Annotated in this window: 15 protein-coding genes; 14 read left to right on the forward strand and 1 reads right to left on the reverse strand. The window is 59.0% G+C overall.

Annotation, left to right across the window (positions count from 1 at the left end; genetic code table 11):
• Nucleotides 1-293, forward strand: a 293-nt coding sequence (locus ONB52_22030) for a hypothetical protein (GenBank protein ID MDZ7418813.1), incomplete at its 5' end; no start/stop codon positions are given.
• Between the two features lie 263 nt (nucleotides 294-556).
• Here ONB52_22030 and ONB52_22035 read toward each other — a convergent pair.
• Entirely contained in the window at nucleotides 557-793 is a 237-nt protein-coding gene (locus ONB52_22035) for a hypothetical protein (GenBank protein MDZ7418814.1), read from the reverse strand.
• Here ONB52_22035 and ONB52_22040 point away from each other — a divergent pair.
• From ONB52_22040 to ONB52_22100, 13 genes are all read left to right on the forward strand, one after another.
• Entirely contained in the window at nucleotides 792-1904 is a 1113-nt protein-coding gene (locus tag ONB52_22040; GenBank protein MDZ7418815.1) for an AAA family ATPase, read from the forward strand. The genes ONB52_22035 and ONB52_22040 overlap by 2 nt on opposite strands.
• Nucleotides 1901-2506 (forward strand): PD-(D/E)XK nuclease domain-containing protein, encoded by a 606-nt coding sequence (locus ONB52_22045; protein ID MDZ7418816.1) that lies wholly within the window; start codon nucleotides 1901-1903, stop codon nucleotides 2504-2506. Before ONB52_22040 ends, ONB52_22045 begins: the two co-directional genes overlap by 4 nt.
• 138 nt (nucleotides 2507-2644) lie before the next feature.
• Nucleotides 2645-3160 (forward strand): DUF2293 domain-containing protein, encoded by a 516-nt coding sequence (locus tag ONB52_22050; protein MDZ7418817.1) that lies wholly within the window; start codon nucleotides 2645-2647, stop codon nucleotides 3158-3160.
• 94 nt (nucleotides 3161-3254) lie between these two features.
• Nucleotides 3255-3794: a hypothetical protein gene (locus tag ONB52_22055; protein ID MDZ7418818.1), complete on the forward strand. Its 540-nt coding sequence runs from the start codon at nucleotides 3255-3257 to the stop codon at nucleotides 3792-3794.
• 595 nt (nucleotides 3795-4389) lie between these two features.
• Complete coding sequence (locus tag ONB52_22060; GenBank protein ID MDZ7418819.1) at nucleotides 4390-4839, forward strand: hypothetical protein; 450 nt, start codon at nucleotides 4390-4392, stop codon at nucleotides 4837-4839.
• Nucleotides 4840-4914: 75 nt separating this feature from the next.
• Nucleotides 4915-6255 carry a gp58-like family protein gene (locus tag ONB52_22065; GenBank protein MDZ7418820.1) on the forward strand — a complete coding sequence of 447 codons (1341 nt, stop codon included), beginning with the start codon at nucleotides 4915-4917 and terminating at the stop codon, nucleotides 6253-6255.
• 1 nt (nucleotide 6256) lies between these two features.
• Nucleotides 6257-8140, forward strand: a complete 1884-nt coding sequence (locus ONB52_22070) for an AAA family ATPase (GenBank protein ID MDZ7418821.1) — start codon at nucleotides 6257-6259, stop codon at nucleotides 8138-8140.
• Nucleotides 8141-8605: 465 nt separating this feature from the next.
• Nucleotides 8606-9265: a radical SAM protein gene (locus ONB52_22075; protein ID MDZ7418822.1), complete on the forward strand. Its 660-nt coding sequence runs from the start codon at nucleotides 8606-8608 to the stop codon at nucleotides 9263-9265.
• Between the two features lie 303 nt (nucleotides 9266-9568).
• Entirely contained in the window at nucleotides 9569-9883 is a 315-nt protein-coding gene (locus ONB52_22080) for an FHA domain-containing protein (GenBank protein MDZ7418823.1), read from the forward strand.
• Nucleotides 9884-9885: 2 nt separating this feature from the next.
• On the forward strand, nucleotides 9886-10674 hold the full coding sequence (locus tag ONB52_22085) for a protein phosphatase 2C domain-containing protein (protein ID MDZ7418824.1): 789 nt from the start codon (nucleotides 9886-9888) through the stop codon (nucleotides 10672-10674).
• A gap of 29 nt (nucleotides 10675-10703) precedes the next feature.
• Nucleotides 10704-12731 (forward strand): serine/threonine protein kinase, encoded by a 2028-nt coding sequence (locus tag ONB52_22090; GenBank protein MDZ7418825.1) that lies wholly within the window; start codon nucleotides 10704-10706, stop codon nucleotides 12729-12731.
• Nucleotides 12732-12927: 196 nt separating this feature from the next.
• Nucleotides 12928-14085: an SH3 domain-containing protein gene (locus ONB52_22095; protein ID MDZ7418826.1), complete on the forward strand. Its 1158-nt coding sequence runs from the start codon at nucleotides 12928-12930 to the stop codon at nucleotides 14083-14085.
• A gap of 57 nt (nucleotides 14086-14142) precedes the next feature.
• Nucleotides 14143-16254 carry an SIR2 family protein gene (locus tag ONB52_22100; GenBank protein ID MDZ7418827.1) on the forward strand — a complete coding sequence of 704 codons (2112 nt, stop codon included), beginning with the start codon at nucleotides 14143-14145 and terminating at the stop codon, nucleotides 16252-16254.
• Nucleotides 16255-17052 lie beyond the last annotated feature (798 nt).

A 17052-nucleotide genomic window follows, 5' to 3' on the forward strand; every position in this document is an offset into this window, starting at 1 on the left:
AGTGTTGTTGGCTGAATTGCCATTCGGTTGCCATTTCCGGCTGGTCGCCACAAAAGCGCGCGCTGAAAAAAGTTCAAAAATATCTCTTACTGTGGCAAGCTTCAAGATGGGTTCACCGGGTGGATACCGCCACTGGACGCGAGATTGTACTGCAGCGGTATCGGAGAATGCTGTGGCTGGTTTTCGGGGTGGCGGCCTTCGTCACGCTGGCGCTGGTCATTCGGCAGGCTCGTGGGCAGCGCTATGGACCTGCATGGAACAATTCACCACTGTATCACAGTCGGCAACATTGATCCTGCGGCGCTGCAGGCCGTGTGGCAGGTTGAAGATGCCCGGCCCGTCGTGCGCGAGTTGTTCAAGCGCCGCCTGCGGGGGGCGGCCGGCAGTCGTTCTCAGATGCACACGTTGCTGGGGGCCCATGCGCAGATGTTGTGTCAAAAGTAATGCGAACTGGTGGCGCAGTAAAGGTTCGATTGGGAGCCGGTTTATCGTTGTCGCTTTTGCCGACGAGTGCAAGCGCTGTAAAATTCACGGCATCGAGATTGACCCGGAAAAGCTACAGATTGGCGGAGATGAGACGCGTGCCACGCGCATCACGCGACGGAACCGGAATCAGGCCAAAATGCTTCAGCATGTGCTGGTCTGCAATTCCAGAGGAACACGACAAAACATTCCGGTGCCAGGCATCAATGATTTGTGCCGGCAGGAATTGACCCGTGCAAAATAAAAATTTGTGTTTGATCATCACAAGCAACGCTAAGCCAAGCCCCAGTCCAGATCCAGGTGTTGCCATGAAGAAACTGCCAGTCGGCCGCTCTGATTTCCGGGACGTGATCGAGGGGAATTACTATTATGTGGACAAGTCGCTGTTCATCAAGGAGCAGATGGACAACGGCGCGCAGGCGCTGCTCATTCCGCGGCCGCGCCGCTTCGGCAAGACGCTCAATCTCTCCATGCTGCGCTATTTTTTCGAGAAGAGCGAGAGTGATACCAGTCACCTGTTTCGGCATTTGCGGATTTGGCAGGCGGGCGAGGCCTATCGCGCCATGCAGGGCCGGCATCCGGTGATCTACCTGACCTTCAAAGACATCAAGGAATCGAATTGGCAAAGTGCGCGGGAGAAGATGCAAGTGACCATTCAGATGGAGTTTTTGCGTCATGACTATTTGCGCAATGCCAAAGAACTGCAGAGTGAGGAAAGGAAGTACTATGGTGACATTGTCAGTTTGAATGCAACGCAAAGCGGATATGAAAAGAGCCTGGAGCGACTGTCACAGCTTTTGGCGCGTTTTCACGGGCAAAGAGTGATGTTGTTGATCGACGAATACGACACGCCGATCCAGGCGGGATACGTCAACGGCTATTACAATGAGATCATCGGGTTCATGCGCAATTTTCCCAGTGGCGGGTTGAAGGACAATCCCTTTTGGAAGAAGGGGGTTCTGACCGGGATCATGCGGGTGGCGCGGGGATCGATCTTTTCGGGGTTGAACAACCTGGGTGTATTCACGCTGCTGCGTTCCGAGTTTTCCGGGGCTTTTGGCCTGAAGGAGGCAGAAGTCGAGCAGGCTTTGCGAGAATTCGACCTGCTCGCGGCTTATGACCGTGTCAGAGATTGGTACAATGGCTACACCTTTGGCGATCGGGTCGTCTACAATCCCTGGTCACTGGTCAATTACTTGAACAGTGCCGACAAGGAGTGCCGTCCCTATTGGCTGAATACTTCGGACAACGCCATCGTGGAGCAGTTGCTGACGCGAGGTGGGCGGGAGCTGAAAGTCGAGCTGGAGAGCCTGATCGCCGGGGGGAGCGTGGAGAAACTCGTGGAGGAGAACATCGTGTTTGCCGAGATCGAGCAGCGGGAGGATTTGCTGTGGAGTTTTTTGCTGTTTGGGGGTATTTGAGATATTCTTCCCAGCGGCCGGACGATTTTGACCCTGCCAAGACGTTGTGCCAGTTGACGGTACCGAATTGGGAGGTTCGCAGCATTTATATCAACATTGTCGAGCGTTGGTTTGCGAAACGGCTGGAGAACAAGAAGCTCGAAATTTTGCTGCAGGCGTTTCTCAACGGGGATGTGGAGACCTTTGAGGAATTGCCTGCCGAGCTGGTGGAACGCAGCTTCAGTTATTGGGATGCGACCAGCCGGGATGCGGAGAAAGTTTATCAAGCTTTCACCATTGGTCTATTGGTGTGGCTCTCCGACCGTTACCAGGTGAGGAACAATCAGGAATCGGGCTATGGGCGGTACGATGTGATGCTGATTCCGCGGGAGGTGAGCCAGGCGGGGATCATCATCGAATTTAAAAAGGTCAACAGTCGGCGCGGGGAGACGCGGGAGAGCGCCATGGCCAAAGCCTTCGAGCAGATTGCGGGGAGGAAATACGCGGGCGAGCCACGTGCGCGCGGCGTGCAACAGATTCGGCAACTCGCCATCGTGTTTGAGGGCAAGCAAGTGTGGGTGAAGGAATGGACAGCCGATGAATCGCAATCGGGAGGTCATTAAAATTGCAAAATGAATAGCGTGATTCCCGCCGTGTCCACCTCATCACCAAAATCCTGGAACCTGCTGGTCTACATCATCCCCAACGACTCCCAATGCGGCGAATGCGGCAGGGAGTTGTAGCGGGGCAGTTTCATCACGTTGGAAAAAGAAAAAGGCGCGCGCTGCCTTTCCTGTGCGGATTTGGATCATCTCGTTTACCTCCCACGCAGCGATGCCGCCCTGACACGGCGCGCGACCAAGCACTCGCGGCTGCATGCAAAAGTTTTGCAAGGGAGCCGCACGCGCAAACAATACGAGCGCCAGGGCATTCTGGTGGAATCCGAAGCGCTGGACAAGGCCGAAGCAGAATGTCTGGCCGACGAGGAAGTGTGCCGGCGCGAGCGCGAAGCCGAACGCCGTGCCGAGCTGGATGCCGAATACGTGAAGGCTTTCGGTAAGCACGTGCTCCGTTTGTTTCCCAAATGTCCGCCTGAAGCTGCGGAAAAGATCGCGGAGTATGCCTGCCGCAAATACAGCGGCCGCGTAGGACGCAGGGCTGCCGCCAAACGGTTCGATGACGAAGCGATCCAGCTGGCGCTTCAGGCGCATGTGTGTCATCACTTCACCGACTACGATGAGCTGCTCGCGCGCGGCTATCAACGTTACGAGGCGTGAGCGATGGTGCGCGGTATGGCCGAGCAACAGCTCAACGCCTGGCGGTGAATGAGCATGGGCAGAATCCTCCCCCTCGACCAGGCCTGCGAGCGGCATGCGCGCCATTGTCTCGCCGAGGCCAAATCGCATCGCAGCGGCTGGCAATGGCCTCGCACGCAAACGGAACAGAGGACGCTTTGGCTCGATTTTGTTTTTGCCCTTGAGGCATTACAATGCCGGCGTCGGGCGAGGCGGCGATTCCGGTTTGCGCATTTGCGCAAGCCCTCACCGCGAAACAGCTCGAAGCCAGGCTTTGCAACAACGTGGGGGCTGGCGTGCGCGAACCTCGGCGAGTTCGACAAGGCGCCGGCTTTTTTGCGCCGCAGCGCTGCACTATGAAGCCGGCAAACTGCGTGTCACACCACCAAACATCACGGAGAAGCGCTGCAACTCATGCGTGGGCTGGGTGATCGCCTCGTTCGAACCCGGCGATTTTGCGCAAGCGCTGAAGCATGCGAAAACGGCGCCGGGAATTTACGCCGAGATCGAAGATTCGAATGCGGCGGGGATGAGGGAGAAGGTGCAAGAGATGAGCGCATTGAATAGTAAGACAACGTGGCCGTACTTCCCGGGCCCGCTTGCATCAACTCGCTGAATGCCGCACCACCCCGGCCTGACGAAGTGAAGGTGACGAAGGTACCCACCGGTTCGAATCGCAGGCTGCCCGGCGCCGCGATTTGACGGTATATCTGCCCCTGCTGCGATACCGAAATTTTCTCTTGTGCGTCAAACACGATTTTGCAATATTCCACGCACAATACACATGGGTGCCCCAAATCCCGGTGCTTCCCGCAACTTCGAGTTTTCTCCCACAACATTTGCACTGCATCCCGCTTGAACAGGCGCCGGTTGCGTTGATAACTTGCAGCATTTTCGGTTGTGCGAAGGGGGCCTGCCTGTTTGTCCTGTGGCAAGTCTTTTCTCCGGCACTGGCATCATTGCGATCTTTGAAGATCGGACGGTGAGCGCGGAAAAACTCCCGCAAAATGACAAGAAGTGGACTTCCCTTCATCCGAATAAAATGCGGTAATTGGGTGGCTGTCTTTTTTCAGAGGCAGGCTGCACGCCGGAATCATGTCCGGTGGTGTGCGGCCGGATGAAACCATTTAGGGGTAGCACGTGTGAGCAATCGCGCCGTCATCTTCGCGGTGGGGTTTATCTGTGTAATCCTGGACCTCCCGACCGTTCTCATGCTAACACTGGGGTCCGAGTTGAGCTGGCCGTCGCGGGTTTTGCCCGCGCTTTTTCTCCTGTGGGGTTGGGGCTTCGCGATTCTGGCTGAAATTGCCGCTGCCGGTGCCCCGCCGCGCTTGCGTGACCTGCCTTTGGCTCTGCTCTTTCTGGTCGCGGGTTTTTTGTTTGAGAAGGCCTTTGAGTTGATCGTGGAGGGTCTGCGCCTGGCGTGGGCTGCCTGGCAGGGCGTTTTTGTGCTGCTGCTGGTCATGCTGGCCGGCGGCGGTTTGTTGCTGCGCAGTTTCTTTCCGGGTTTCAGACGATTTCTCTCTTTCATCATCCTCTTGATGGTTTTGGCCATTCTGTTCAGCGTGTGGTCGCCGGGACGGCGGCTGGGCACTCATCTCGCCGGCTATTGTGTTGGTTTCTCGCTCACGCTGCTGACCAGGCGCTATGCGGTCGCCTGATCGAGGCTGTCATTCCTCCCGTGACCGTCGCATTGAGGCGGCTGCGAACGATTGCACAATTTTCATGGTGAGGCCATGAGCAATTACACTCATTCCTCGTCCAGTTCATACGAATCCCAAGAACAGCGCCGGCGCCGCGAAGAGCGGGAGCGCCGCGAGCGCGAGCGTCGCGAGGCGGAATTGCGGGCACGGCTGGAGCGTGAAAGGCAGGAACGCGAGCGGCAAGAGCGCGAGAAAAGGGAGCGCGAGGCTGCGGCGCAGCGTCGCATGGCGCTCTCCCAACAGGCGGTGCAGATCGGACTGGAACTGCAGCGCGCGCAGGTTCAAAGTGATGTGGCGCGGCTGCGGGCAAAACTGGCGCAGTCCACTTTGAGCATGGTGCAGCGGCAGCGCCTGGAAGCAGAGATCAAGGCGTTGCAGGCCGATGAGTCCAGCAGCTACGCCGAAGTCTACGAGAGCGTGCGCAAAATCGAAGCGGCGCTCGGCCAGCCCCAGCACGAACGCCCGGCCTCCCAGTTGGAGGCACAGGCGCAATGGCTGGAGGCCATCCGCAAATTCGAAGCCGATTTGCTCGATCAAGAGGCTCTGTTGGAACGTCTCGCTCCCGGGGATCTCCGCGAAATCAGAGAGGCGGCGCAGAGTCTGGTTAGCGACAATTCCGGGGACTATGCCTACAATCTCGCGACCCTCAAGGGCCTGCAGCAACGCCTGCGTGAAGTGACGCGGGCCTGTCAGGCGAAGGCTGTGGCGGAAGCGAAGCGTGACGCAGAGTGCACGGAGCGCCTGATCAACCTGCAGGCGCGTCTCGATTTGCTGCTCGCGAGTGAACCACCGGCGTCGCTGCGCGAGCGCGCCGCGCAGTGCCAACAGCGGATCATGGCAGCGCTCACCGTGGCCGATCCGGCGGCCAGGGAACGAACGCTGCAGGAACAGCAGCCACAGGTTGAAAAGCTGGAGCGAACGGCAGGCGAGTGGCAACGCCATGCGCGCGAACGTCAGCAGCTCATGCGCCTCATGCAGCAACATCTCGAAGACATGGGCTATGAAGTGGTCGTCATGCCCGATCAGCCCGGCAGATTCGAAGCCTACATTCCCGGCGGCGAGATGGTGGAGATCAGCATCGGCCCGGACGGCAGCATGATCAGCCACGTCGTGCATCTGGTTCCGGAAGACCCGCCGACCCTGCCTGACCAGGCCGAGGCCCTGGCCTTCGAACAGCAACGCGACAAATGGTGCAGCGACTACGACCGCATTGCCGAGCGCCTGGCGCAGCAGGGCGTGCAGCTCACGGTTGATGCGCGCGAGCTCAAGAGCCTGCATGAGTTGCGCCCTGAAGAAATTCGCCAGAGTGCCCGGGTGCAGCGCCGGCAGTCCGGCGCTGTTGCCGTGCGATCCCCAAAATATTCGAGGCAATAGCATGACATCAGACCACGCACCGCGCTGGGTGCGGGAAATCGACCGCTATCTTGGCATCAAGACGCAATTTTATTTGCATGGCAACGTTCACGATCGGGTGTGCGATTTCTCGGCGACCGCCTCCCCCCAGGCCTCCCTGAGAATGCTGACCCTGCGGCAGTATCTGCTCAAATTCTTTCGCGAGCGGGGCTACGAGCTGATCGGCTTTTTCGATCCGCTGGATGGCTTGTGCTTTCCCGATGAATTGGGCGAGCCCGAGGTGAAGATGCAGCAAACCTTTCTCTCGCTGCTGCCGAAGGAGGAGGTCACAGCAGCGGGCGCTGGCGGCCGCGATGCCCTGCAGCGTTTCCGGCCAACCACGACCGGCTACATTCACCACACCATCGCGGCGGCACGCGCGTTGATGCGCAACAGCCTGCATGGCAGTGTCTTGATTTTCGAGCATGCCTCGCGTCTGCTGGCCACGCCGCAGCAGCTTCAGGATCATGAGCGGCTTTATTTTCTCGGCCTGCTCAAATGTGCGCTGGAGGCCACGGTGGCACAGGGCAAAAGCAATCTTACCCTTCTCATCTGCGACAAGCTCAATGATCTGCCGGCCTGGCTCTATCTCAACAATCCACGCGGCCGCTCGGTGCACATCGATTTCCCCGACGAGGACGAGCGCCGGGCCTTTCTTGCAGCCACCGAGCGTCTTTTTTACAAAGAAGAGGGGAAGGCCTTCAATCTGAAGGAAACGCTGGCGGCCTTCGTCGATTTCACCCAGGGTTTGTCGAACAGCGAGTTGTTCAGCCTGCGCACCCTGTCGCACCGCGAAAAGCTGCCGCTGCACAAGCCGCGCGAGATCGTCGAGCGTTACAAGTTCGGCAAGATCGAAAGCAAGTGGAACAAGCTCGATCCGGCGCGTTTGAACGATGCCCCCAAAATCCTCGGTGAGCGCGTGTTGGGACAGGAGGAGGCCATCAATGCGGTGACCGACATTCTCAAGCGCGCCAAGCTTGGCCTCTCCGGCATCCAGCATTCTGCACGTTCCAACAAGCCCAAAGGCATCCTGTTCTTTGCCGGCCCCACCGGCGTCGGCAAAACCGAGATGGCCAAGGGGCTGGCCGAACTGCTGTTTCATGATGAACGGGCGTGCATTCGCTTTGACATGAGCGAGTATTCGCAGCAGCATTCCGATCAGAAACTGCTGGGCGCGCCGCCGGGGTACGTGGGTTACGAAGAGGGCGGCCAGCTCACCAACAAGGTCAAGGAGAATCCGTTTTGCGTGCTGCTCTTCGATGAGATCGAGAAGGCCGACCGCAACATTTTGGACAAGTTCCTGCAGATTCTCGAGGACGGCCGCATGACCGACGGCAGGGGCGAGACCGTCTATTTCTCCGAAACACTCATCATCTTCACCAGCAACCTCGGCACCGTGGAAGAGCTGCCCGGCGGCGAGAGAAAAGCGCTGACCGATCCTGGGATGAAACCTGAAGACGTCAAAGGAAAAATCCTGGCCGCCATCGAGAATCATTTCAAGTACAAGCTCGGCCGGCCTGAAATCTTCAACCGCTTTGGCAACAACTTCGTGGTGTTCAACTACATCAAGCCGGAGGTGATGGCCCAAATCATCAAGAAGATTTTGGGGCAGATTGTGAAAGACGCGCGCGAACGGCTGCATCTGGAGCTCGACTTCGCACCGGCGGTGATCCAGCATCTCCATGACGCGGCGGTGCAAAATTTGGAAATGGGAGGCCGCGGCGCCGGCAATCTGATCGAAACCGTGATCGTCAATCCCCTGGCGCGCCGGCTCTTTGATTATGGTGAAAAGTTGCCGAACAGGCTGGGCATCACCGGCATACACCAAAATCAACACGGGCAGTATGAATTGGAATGCAGCGCGTGAGAGGCATGATTTCTTCCGAGGGTGGTGCGACCGGTGTTGCAACGCCTTTGCCGGGTGGAGCAGCGCAGGCATCCTGCCCAAGGGCACCAACTTTTGGGCTGGAATTATCCAGAACCGCGAAGGCATCAGGTTCGTGATGAGCAGCACCTATGATCAAATCTGGTTTGCCTTCCGGTCGCCGTCCCCAATCTAACAAACCAGTTTTTTCGAGCCTCGCATTCTTTGCGACTTCGCGGTGAAAACAGATGTCTTGCCGTAATGGCTCAACTGCGTGCAGGGGCGTAGCGCAGACATCTTGTCTGCAAGCGGAGATGCCTGCGCCCCTCCACACGTTACTGAAGGATTCCGTTTTGCTTTTCCCAAAAATTTGCCGCATCAGGTATCCTGCCGGCAGGCGTGGGCATGCTTCACGCCTCACTGAAGTATTTTGTCGGCGATGGGAGCTGTGAAAATTCCAGGGGTTCCATGAGCACCCTGCACCATGACATCTACGTTGGTTATTACGCCTGGCCGATCACGGTGCTCGGTCCGGGGCGGCGCGTCGGATTGTGGCTCACCGGCTGCACGCTGCACTGTCCCGGCTGCATGTCGCCTCACTTCTTCGTGCGCCGGCCGGAGCAGCGCCTGCCGGTGGCGGCGCTGCTGGCAAAACTGCGGCCGGGCTTGCGGGAATGTGACGGTCTGACCGTGAGCGGCGGCGAGCCGTTCGAGCAATCCGCGGCACTGGCTGCTTTGTTGCAAGGTGTTGCCGCGGAATTTCCGGACAGGGACGTGCTGGTTTACTCCGGTTTCACCATCGAGGAAATTTGGCGCGATCCGGACAAGCGCGCGGTCCTGCGCTGGATTGACCTGCTGATGGACGGCCGGTTCGAAGTCGGGACGAGCCATGAAAAGATCTGGCGCGGCTCGGACAATCAGCGGCTGTTGCTGCTCAGCGAGCGTGCGCAAAAGTATGCCGCGTTCTGCCAGGCCAAATCTCCCGCCCGGCGTTTGCTGCAATTGCAATGGTTGGGAGACGGGAAGGTGAGTTTAATCGGTTTGCCGGCGCGCGGCGTGACGGCAGCTTTGCGGAGGAAGCTGCGGGCGGCACTACCGTCGGATGAGGCGGAAGTCAAACAAGATTGAGCCGGCGCCTCGCTGTGCGTCTCTGCCGCCGGATCTCTGCCTCACCGATTGCAATCTCGAACATGGTTGGAACATGAGGAGGCGCATGTCGTGGATGGCTTGGTGAAAATCTGCCCCTACTGTCAACACGAGAATCATCCCCAGGAAGCCATTTGCAGCAAGTGTGGGGAAGACATCAGCACGGTTCGGCCCTTGCGCAAAGAGGCCATTGCCGGGAAGCCAGAATCGACAACCGCGACGGTCCCGGCCCCGGCACAGCCGGAGATTTCAAATCCTGCGGCACCTCGGGATGCCACCCGGCGCATGGCCGTGCCCAGCGCCCATCTCGTGTGTGAGGTGCCCGGCTTTCCGCCCTTTCTCATCCTGCCCAACACCACCGTCGGCCGCGAGATTCAGAAACCCGGGGATGTCGATGTCTCGGCCGTGCCCAACAGCGATTACATCTCGCGCCGGCATGTGACCTTCCTGCTGCAAGGCACGCGCTGGCTGGTGCGGCCCGAGCGCACCACGAACGGCACCTGGCTCAACGAGGAATTGCTGCCGGAGGGCCAGCCGCGCGAGATCAAGGCCAACGACAAACTACGGCTGGGCATGGTGACCTTCACTTTCCGGGGATGAGCATGAATGCGCTTCACGTTTATGGCACCAGTGCGACGGGCAAAGTGCGCACGGTGAATGAAGACCGGTTTCTCCTCGCCGGCATTCATGAAAACCTCGGCGGGGTGACGTTGCATCTGCCTGCGGGTGCGGAGTTGGTGCGGCATCCCGGTCTGTTGGTGGCGGTGGCGGACGGCATGGGCGGTCATGCGGCGGGCGAGCTGGCCAGTCGCATCGTCCTGCAAACTCTCGCGGAGCAAGTGCCATACTTTCTCAAAGCGGAGATGAGCACGGAGGAAGTTGTGCACCAGCTCGACCAATTGATCCTGCATGCGGATAATGTGCTCCGGCAGCAGGCTTTGCTCGTTCCGGAACATGCGGACATGGGTTGCACTTTGGTTGGCATCCTGCTGCGCGAGGAGGCGTGTTTTTCCTTCCACGCCGGCGACAGCCGGCTGTACCGCTACCACCAGCGCTACCTGCAGCAACTCACCCAGGATCATTCTGCCGCGGGCATGATGGAACGCCACGGCGTCATGGTCAACAGTTCATCGCGGGAAATTTTCAACAGCCTGGGCGGCGGACCGGGCCGGGCGTGCGCGCCGGAAATCAAGAGCGGTATCAGCTTCACCAGTGGGGATATCTTACTGCTCTGCAGCGATGGCCTTTCCGAGCTGGTTCCCGTGGAGGCGATGGAGCAAGCGCTGCAAGCGCAGGCAACCCTGCCCGAGCGGGGCGAGCTGTTGCTGAAGCTGGCCAATGACAACGGTGGCAGCGACAATATTACCGTGGTGTTGATCGAAGCACTTTAATCACTGCACTCTGAAACGAGGGGAGCGAGATGGCGAATTTGACGAAACGCATGCCGGCAGCCGATCCGACCAAACGCATGCCAGGCGGTGCAGCGGAAACCAAACGCATGCCGGAGGGTTTCACGCCCACTGCGGCGGTGAGCATGCGGCCGGGCGAGCGCATCGACGGGAAATACGAGATCGTCAAAGCCCTTTCGGATGCCGGCGGGGAGGCGGAGGTTTATCTGTGTCATGATTTGTCCTGCGACGGCCGCAAGGTGGTGGTCAAGCTTTATCGCGGCAATTTCAAACCCAAGCGCGACGTCGTGCAGCAGCTCAAGGGGCTCAAACATGAGGACATCATCGCCGTGTTCGACTTCGGCGAGTGGAGCGGCCGTTTTTATGAAGTGATGGAATATGCCCGCGGCGGCCCGGTTTACGAGCCGGGCAGGAGCATGAGTGAAGCGCAGGTCATTCAAATCGTGAAAGAGATCAACAATGCGCTGCACTTCTGCCACCGCCGCGGCATCATCCACCGCGATCTCAAACCCACGAATCTCTTTTACCGCAATCCTGATAAAACCGATGTGGTGCTGGGCGATTTCGGCATCAGCTCGATCATGGAGGAAGGCGAGGAGCTGCACAAAACCACGGCGCATCATACCACACATTTTTCCGCACCGGAACAATACCTCAACCAGGTTCATCCGAAGACGGATTATTACGCCCTGGGCATCACGATCTTGACGTTGCTCAAGGGACGCAGTCCCTTTGAGGGTTGGACCGATGAAGCCGTCTATACGGCACACGTGGCGAAAAAAGTCGACATTCCGGCAAGCTGCAGCCCGCGCCTGCAGTCCTTGCTGGCAGGCCTGTTGACCAAAGCGATTGACGATCGCTGGGGCTATGAGCAGGTGACGCGCTGGTTGAACGGCGAGGAGGTGGAAGTGCGGCCCGCCCGAACCGAGCGCCACGCTCAGCCCTTCCTGGTCGGGCCGGGCCTCTCTGCCCATACGCTGCCAGAGTTGGCAGAGATGCTGCACCACAACTGGCAGCATGGCCTCGGAATTTTGGGCCGCAAGGCCGATTTGCTGTGCGCCTGGGTGAAGGAAGAAGACGAACAACGCGCCCGGGAAATTCGTGCAGCCATCGAACAGCCGGAGCTCTCCTGGGATGAAAAGCTGATGCAGGTGATCTGCTGGCTGGACCCCGGACGGCCCTATCTGCTTGCACCCGGTTACAGCGCGGCCACCCCGCAGGAACTGGCGCAACAAATCTACAGCAACGAACGCACCTGGCAAGCGGGTCGCGATCAGCTTTTCAACGGCTTGCTTCCAATCTGGCTGCGTACGCGCTTTGGCGTCTTTGCCGCGGAATGGGAGCGGCACAAGGCAGACTTCAAAGAGCACAAGGATCAGGGCCTGGATTACTTTGTCCGCCTGCTCGATCGCACCTTGCCGCCGCCACAAATCGCGGTGTCGCCGGCAAAACTCGATTTCGGCAAGATTGGCGCCGGCCAGGAAAAAGCTCTTTCCCTTGCCATTGCGAACCCTGGCCGTGGATATCTGCATGGCAAAATCACCAGCGAGGGCGCGCCGACAGGGTTGCGACTGTCTACCGCCGAACTCGAAGGCAATCAGAACCAAGTCACTGTCACCCTGCGCGTGAGTGCCACCGCCGGCCCGGGTAAACAACAATGCGACTTGCGCCTCAAGACCAACGCCGGTGAGAGTGAGATATTGATTCCCTGCACCTATCGCGTCATTTCTGCGGCGGCCGCGCGTGCCGGTGGCGGCACGGCAAGGTTGGCCAAAGCGTTGTTTGGGAATCATACGCGGCAGGTGGCGCAGGCAATGCTTTTCGGCGCGCTGCTCGGTTTCCTCCTGCGCCTCGCCGTGATGTTCGGCAACCCGGCGGTCTGGCAGCGCCGCACCATGAATTTTGCCGGCCAGAGCTGGGAAAGCGTAATGCAGCGCAGCTTCGAATTTGGCCGGAGCGCGCCTGTTCATTATGTCGCGTTCCTGCTGTTTGCCCTCTTCCTGGCGGGATGGGCGTGGCGACGGGCGGCCAGGAAGTGAACCGGCACGCGGCCTGACCGGGCGAGCTGCTGCCACACAAATGTAGAGTGCTGACAACCCGCCCCCGGCATCCTGCTTTATCTGACCCGTCTCTGTGAAAAGGGAGCGGCATTCGTCTGGAAGATTCTGTTCCGATTTTCATGCAAAAAAGCTGTCAACCCTGCGTGATTGCAACTGCACCAAAACCGGGAATGCCATGGCTGACAGAATTGCGAAACAAACGGGTGTGCTGCTGATGGCGGCACTGATTTGCCTTGGCCTCGCTCATTTGATTGTTCGTTTCAGCGACCGCCCCGAGTTGCCGGTGGTGTTGGTCTCGGCAGGCGCAATGCTTCTGCTGATGCTGGAGCGTGTGCTGCCGGCCTGGCCGCCACTGCTGGCGTGGGCATGGGGTGGCGCCCTGGCCGGCATATTCATCGGCACCGTCCGCCAACTACCGCCCGGTCCGCTGCGCAAACTGGTCATCCTTTTCTCCCTGCTCGGCGCCGTATGGTGGATCGGTGAGGCCAATGGTCGCATCGCGCTGGCCGCGCAGATCAAGGGAATGCTGCGCCAATCCGGCATGTCGTCGGGAGGAGCAGGGCAGAGCACCAGCCGTGGCATGATTACCGGTGATCACGTGACCCTGCGGGCGGCCCCCTCCACCTCGGCGCAAAAACTCGGCAGCCTGCGTCAGGGTCAGCAGGTCAATCTCCTCGGCCGGTCGGGTGACTGGTATCAAATTCAAAGTGGCACGCTGCGCGGTTACGTGCATCGCACCCTGCTCGCTCCGTTGGGGTCGCCCAGAGAAGCCGCCGCGGACGAGGAAGACACCGGCAGCGACACGGCTCCACTCACGCAGGCACAGATCGTGGTGCGCAGTCATCCCCCGGCAAGCGTGATGATCAATGGTGAATATCGCGGTTGGACCGAAGTCCGCCATGCCGCCACACCCGGCGAGAAGCTGCATATTCGATTCGAGGCGGAGGGCTATGACGTGCTGCAGATCGAGCAGACCGCTCCGCCGGCAGGGGGGATGACCATCGTTGAGCAGACGCTGCGGCCGGTCCACTTTCCCTACGGTCGCTGGCGCGTGCAATGGGCGGGTGCCGAAGGTGAGTTGATCCTTGCCCGGGGCCGGCTGAATTACATCGCAGCCACCCTGCTGCTGCCGGAGCATGAAACGATGGAGTGCCAGGGCCGTTTTGACCCGGTCGACAGAATACTGCGGATGAATGACGTGAACAACGTCACATCCGGAGGCCGGTGGCAGGCACGCCTGAACGAGGAGTTGAATGCGATGAACGGAGAGCTTTTTCTGGATCCGGAGGCGCCCGGTGAACCTTTTGCAGCCATGTGGGTGAGTTCTGATTGAGCCGTACGGCATCGCCAGTCCTGTCCGGCCTTCACCGCCTGCCTTCGATTTTGCCACATGAGCATGCCAATTCCGGCACCGCGCTGTGCCTTCCTGTTGGGCGCCGGCGCCTCGGTTGAAGCCGGCTTGCCCACGCTGCAAGCCCTCTCCACCGGCTTCCTGGCGCAGCTTGCAACCCGGCAACCGCTTTTGCATGACAGCCTTGTACGACTCTGCCATATCGATGCCGGTGGGAGTACGAGTGCCGGCCTGCCTGACGCTGAGAGCTTGCTGGGATTACTGGAGCGGGTGAGCGAATGGCACACGCCCGCGCTGCAGGCCGAGCGGCGCGATGCCGCTGTGCTGCAACACGAATTGCGCAAATTCATCTGGACCACGCTCGCTCGGCACGGCCCTCTCGGTTATCTCGCCCCGTTGCAGAAAATCCTGGCAATCCGCAGACCGCTGGAAATTTTCACGCTCAACAACGACATGGTTATCGAAGCTTGGTGCCGGCACCACCACCTGCGCTATTGTGATGGTTTCGATGCACGAGGCGCATGGGATATCCGCACCTTCGATGATCCCGATGTGACCGTGAAACTCCACAAGTTGCACGGCTCGATCAACTGGTATCGCGATCAGGATACCGATTTGCTGGCCCGTGCTGCCAGCGGCAGTCGCGTCTCGCTGGCCATGCGCGTGGCGCGTACTGCCGTGCCTGATGTTGCCCTGCTTTTTCCCGCGCATAGCAAGGATATCCTGCAGCCCGCGCTGCTCGAATTGTTTCATCTGTTTCTGCGCAGACTCAGCGAAATCGACGTGCTCGTGGTGATCGGCTGCAGTCTGCGTGACCTGCATCTCAGTCGTGCAATCCGGCAGTCGCTGTTTGCGAATCCAAAGCTTCACTTGTTGCTCGTTGATCCAAATCCCGGCAGCACTGCCGCAGTGCAGATCACACGCGAACTGCCGCAACTGGAATCCAGAGTCCATTGCATGGAAGCAACGTGCGGCGCGTTCTTGCAGGGTGATTTGGAAAAAACTCTTGAGACCCTCGTGTGCGGCCACCGGGATGAAAAGGAACTTTTGGAACATGCCCTTGCGCGAATGACACAACCGGAAGGGGCCGAATTGTTGCGCAGTGTGGCACGCACCCTCAGCGCCCGGCTGGCGCTTTCCAGGGTCGAACGTGCACAATTGGCAACAAGTTTGCGTGGCAGCCGACCGTTGCCCGCCGAAGTGGAATCCCCGCTGGACCCTGTTTTCGCACTCTTGCAGAATCCCGCAAGCCTGCAGAAGTTGCCTCAACACCTGCAACAGGCAGCCGACTTGTTGCATGATTATCGCGCGCCCTCGTGCTTTGGCATCCATCTGCAGGGCGATGATCTCTTTGTCATTTCCGGACACACCGGCCGGCTTTTGCGCTATGATGTCAAGACATGGCAGAGTAGAGAGGCGGGTCCGCCTTTCACCAACGCCCGCGGTCTGGCCGTCGCTGACGGGATTGCGTACGTTGTTCAGTGCTGGTTTTGGGGGATTGAAGGGGCAGGCGTGCTTTATGCAGTGGATTTGCGTTCGCAAAAACGCTGGCGCGTTTTTCCTCCCGCTTGGTTTATGGGCAATCTCATGGACAGGTTTGCCCGCGCCCAATCCGCGAGCAGTTTGATCAGCAAGATCCGCGATCTCGCAGGACTGCTGAACTGGCCGAGCTCAATACGACCGCTGACAGACAGGCGGAAAGTGTGCGTCGTCGAAGCGCGCCGCCTCCGCATCCTGGACCCTGCCAGTGGCAGGACCCTGGCATTGTCACCGCCACGCTTCTTCAATCTGGTGGATGCCGTGGAATGGAATTATCCCGAACTGATCCTGCTGGAATCAGCGCGCGCCGGGGGTGGCAATATTTCCTGGTATCATCTGGAACTTGACCAGCTTGAGACCATCATCATGGGCATCACCGCGGCTTCCGGCATTGCACTTCTTCCCAATCGCAAGGATTTGCTTTACACCGAGGGCTTGCCGCGGCCCGGCGGAAGACTGCATCTAGTGCGCAACTTTCAAAGTACACCACAACCCAGGCTCGTTCTCGACCGTCTCAACAAGCCCCGCCACATCGCGGTGTCCCCGCAAGGCGCGGTTTATCTTGCCTCACGCGATGGCGTCCTGCGGTTGAAGCCGGGAGTAATTGATTGAACCTGGCATGACCCTGTGCCGCAGTGACGTGTACAAAGACCAGGGCGATAATTGTAGCAGGCAAAGCTGTGAGGCAACATATATTACCCTGGAAAAACTATCACAATCGCGAAGATTTTTTTGAACCGCCAAGGGCGCCAGCGACACAAAGAGCATGGCATGGCTGGCTTCACGCGTTGGAGTCGACCTGCCAACAACGTTCTGCTTGAAAACTGTGCGAGCGCGGTTTACAAGTGGATGGCGAAGGATCGCCACCGACTCCATATGACGGCCAGCAGATTGATGCCGGCTGCCGCAGTGACCGGCTCGTTGAAGGTTGTATCCAAAACTGCTGTCCATACACGAGGCCCAACGACCGACCTGCTTGAAAGGACGCGACTGCCACCCGGGGTTCTTATCGAACTGGAACGTGAAACCAATGAAAGCAGGCATACGGCGAATTTTGTCGTAGACCCTTCAGGGTCGGTGCCTGAAGACACGACTACGAAAGCCCGTTTTTCATTCTGATGGGTCCCCATAAGGGCATGGTAATTTCTCATGATCTGACGCGGTTTTTTCAGGAGAACCAAGCAGGTCACTCCTGACGGAGTTTTGGGAAATGTGGGAAGCCGCTTCACTAAAAACAGTTCATTCCTGCCGGAGTTGACAGCACGTTTGCCTGCAAAATTTTTGCACCACCCCCTGGATGGTCGGCCATCGCGATCAAAGCGGCGTTCCCCACTGATGGGATCAATCCGGGTGCAAAATTCAGGTATTACCGAAGGCGTGTGAACAACCTGGCGTGTCCGCTGCCCAAAA

The sequence above is a fragment of the candidate division KSB1 bacterium genome, assembly GCA_034506255.1.
Taxonomy (GTDB): domain Bacteria; phylum Zhuqueibacterota; class Zhuqueibacteria; order Zhuqueibacterales; family Zhuqueibacteraceae; genus Coneutiohabitans; species Coneutiohabitans thermophilus.

Bases quoted from the DNA above. Each gene is read 5' to 3' on its own strand.
- ONB52_22040 (MDZ7418815.1), top strand. From the start codon at position 792: ATGAAGAAACTGCCAGTCGGCCGCTCTGATTTCCGGGACGTGATCGAG.
- ONB52_22035 (MDZ7418814.1), bottom strand. From the start codon at position 793: ATGGCAACACCTGGATCTGGACTGGGGCTTGGCTTAGCGTTGCTTGTG.
- ONB52_22055 (MDZ7418818.1), top strand. From the start codon at position 3,255: ATGCGCGCCATTGTCTCGCCGAGGCCAAATCGCATCGCAGCGGCTGGC.
- ONB52_22060 (MDZ7418819.1), top strand. From the start codon at position 4,390: ATGCTAACACTGGGGTCCGAGTTGAGCTGGCCGTCGCGGGTTTTGCCC.
- ONB52_22065 (MDZ7418820.1), top strand. From the start codon at position 4,915: ATGAGCAATTACACTCATTCCTCGTCCAGTTCATACGAATCCCAAGAA.
- ONB52_22070 (MDZ7418821.1), top strand. From the start codon at position 6,257: ATGACATCAGACCACGCACCGCGCTGGGTGCGGGAAATCGACCGCTAT.
- ONB52_22075 (MDZ7418822.1), top strand. From the start codon at position 8,606: ATGAGCACCCTGCACCATGACATCTACGTTGGTTATTACGCCTGGCCG.
- ONB52_22080 (MDZ7418823.1), top strand. From the start codon at position 9,569: ATGGCCGTGCCCAGCGCCCATCTCGTGTGTGAGGTGCCCGGCTTTCCG.
- ONB52_22085 (MDZ7418824.1), top strand. From the start codon at position 9,886: ATGAATGCGCTTCACGTTTATGGCACCAGTGCGACGGGCAAAGTGCGC.
- ONB52_22090 (MDZ7418825.1), top strand. From the start codon at position 10,704: ATGGCGAATTTGACGAAACGCATGCCGGCAGCCGATCCGACCAAACGC.
- ONB52_22095 (MDZ7418826.1), top strand. From the start codon at position 12,928: ATGGCTGACAGAATTGCGAAACAAACGGGTGTGCTGCTGATGGCGGCA.
- ONB52_22100 (MDZ7418827.1), top strand. From the start codon at position 14,143: ATGAGCATGCCAATTCCGGCACCGCGCTGTGCCTTCCTGTTGGGCGCC.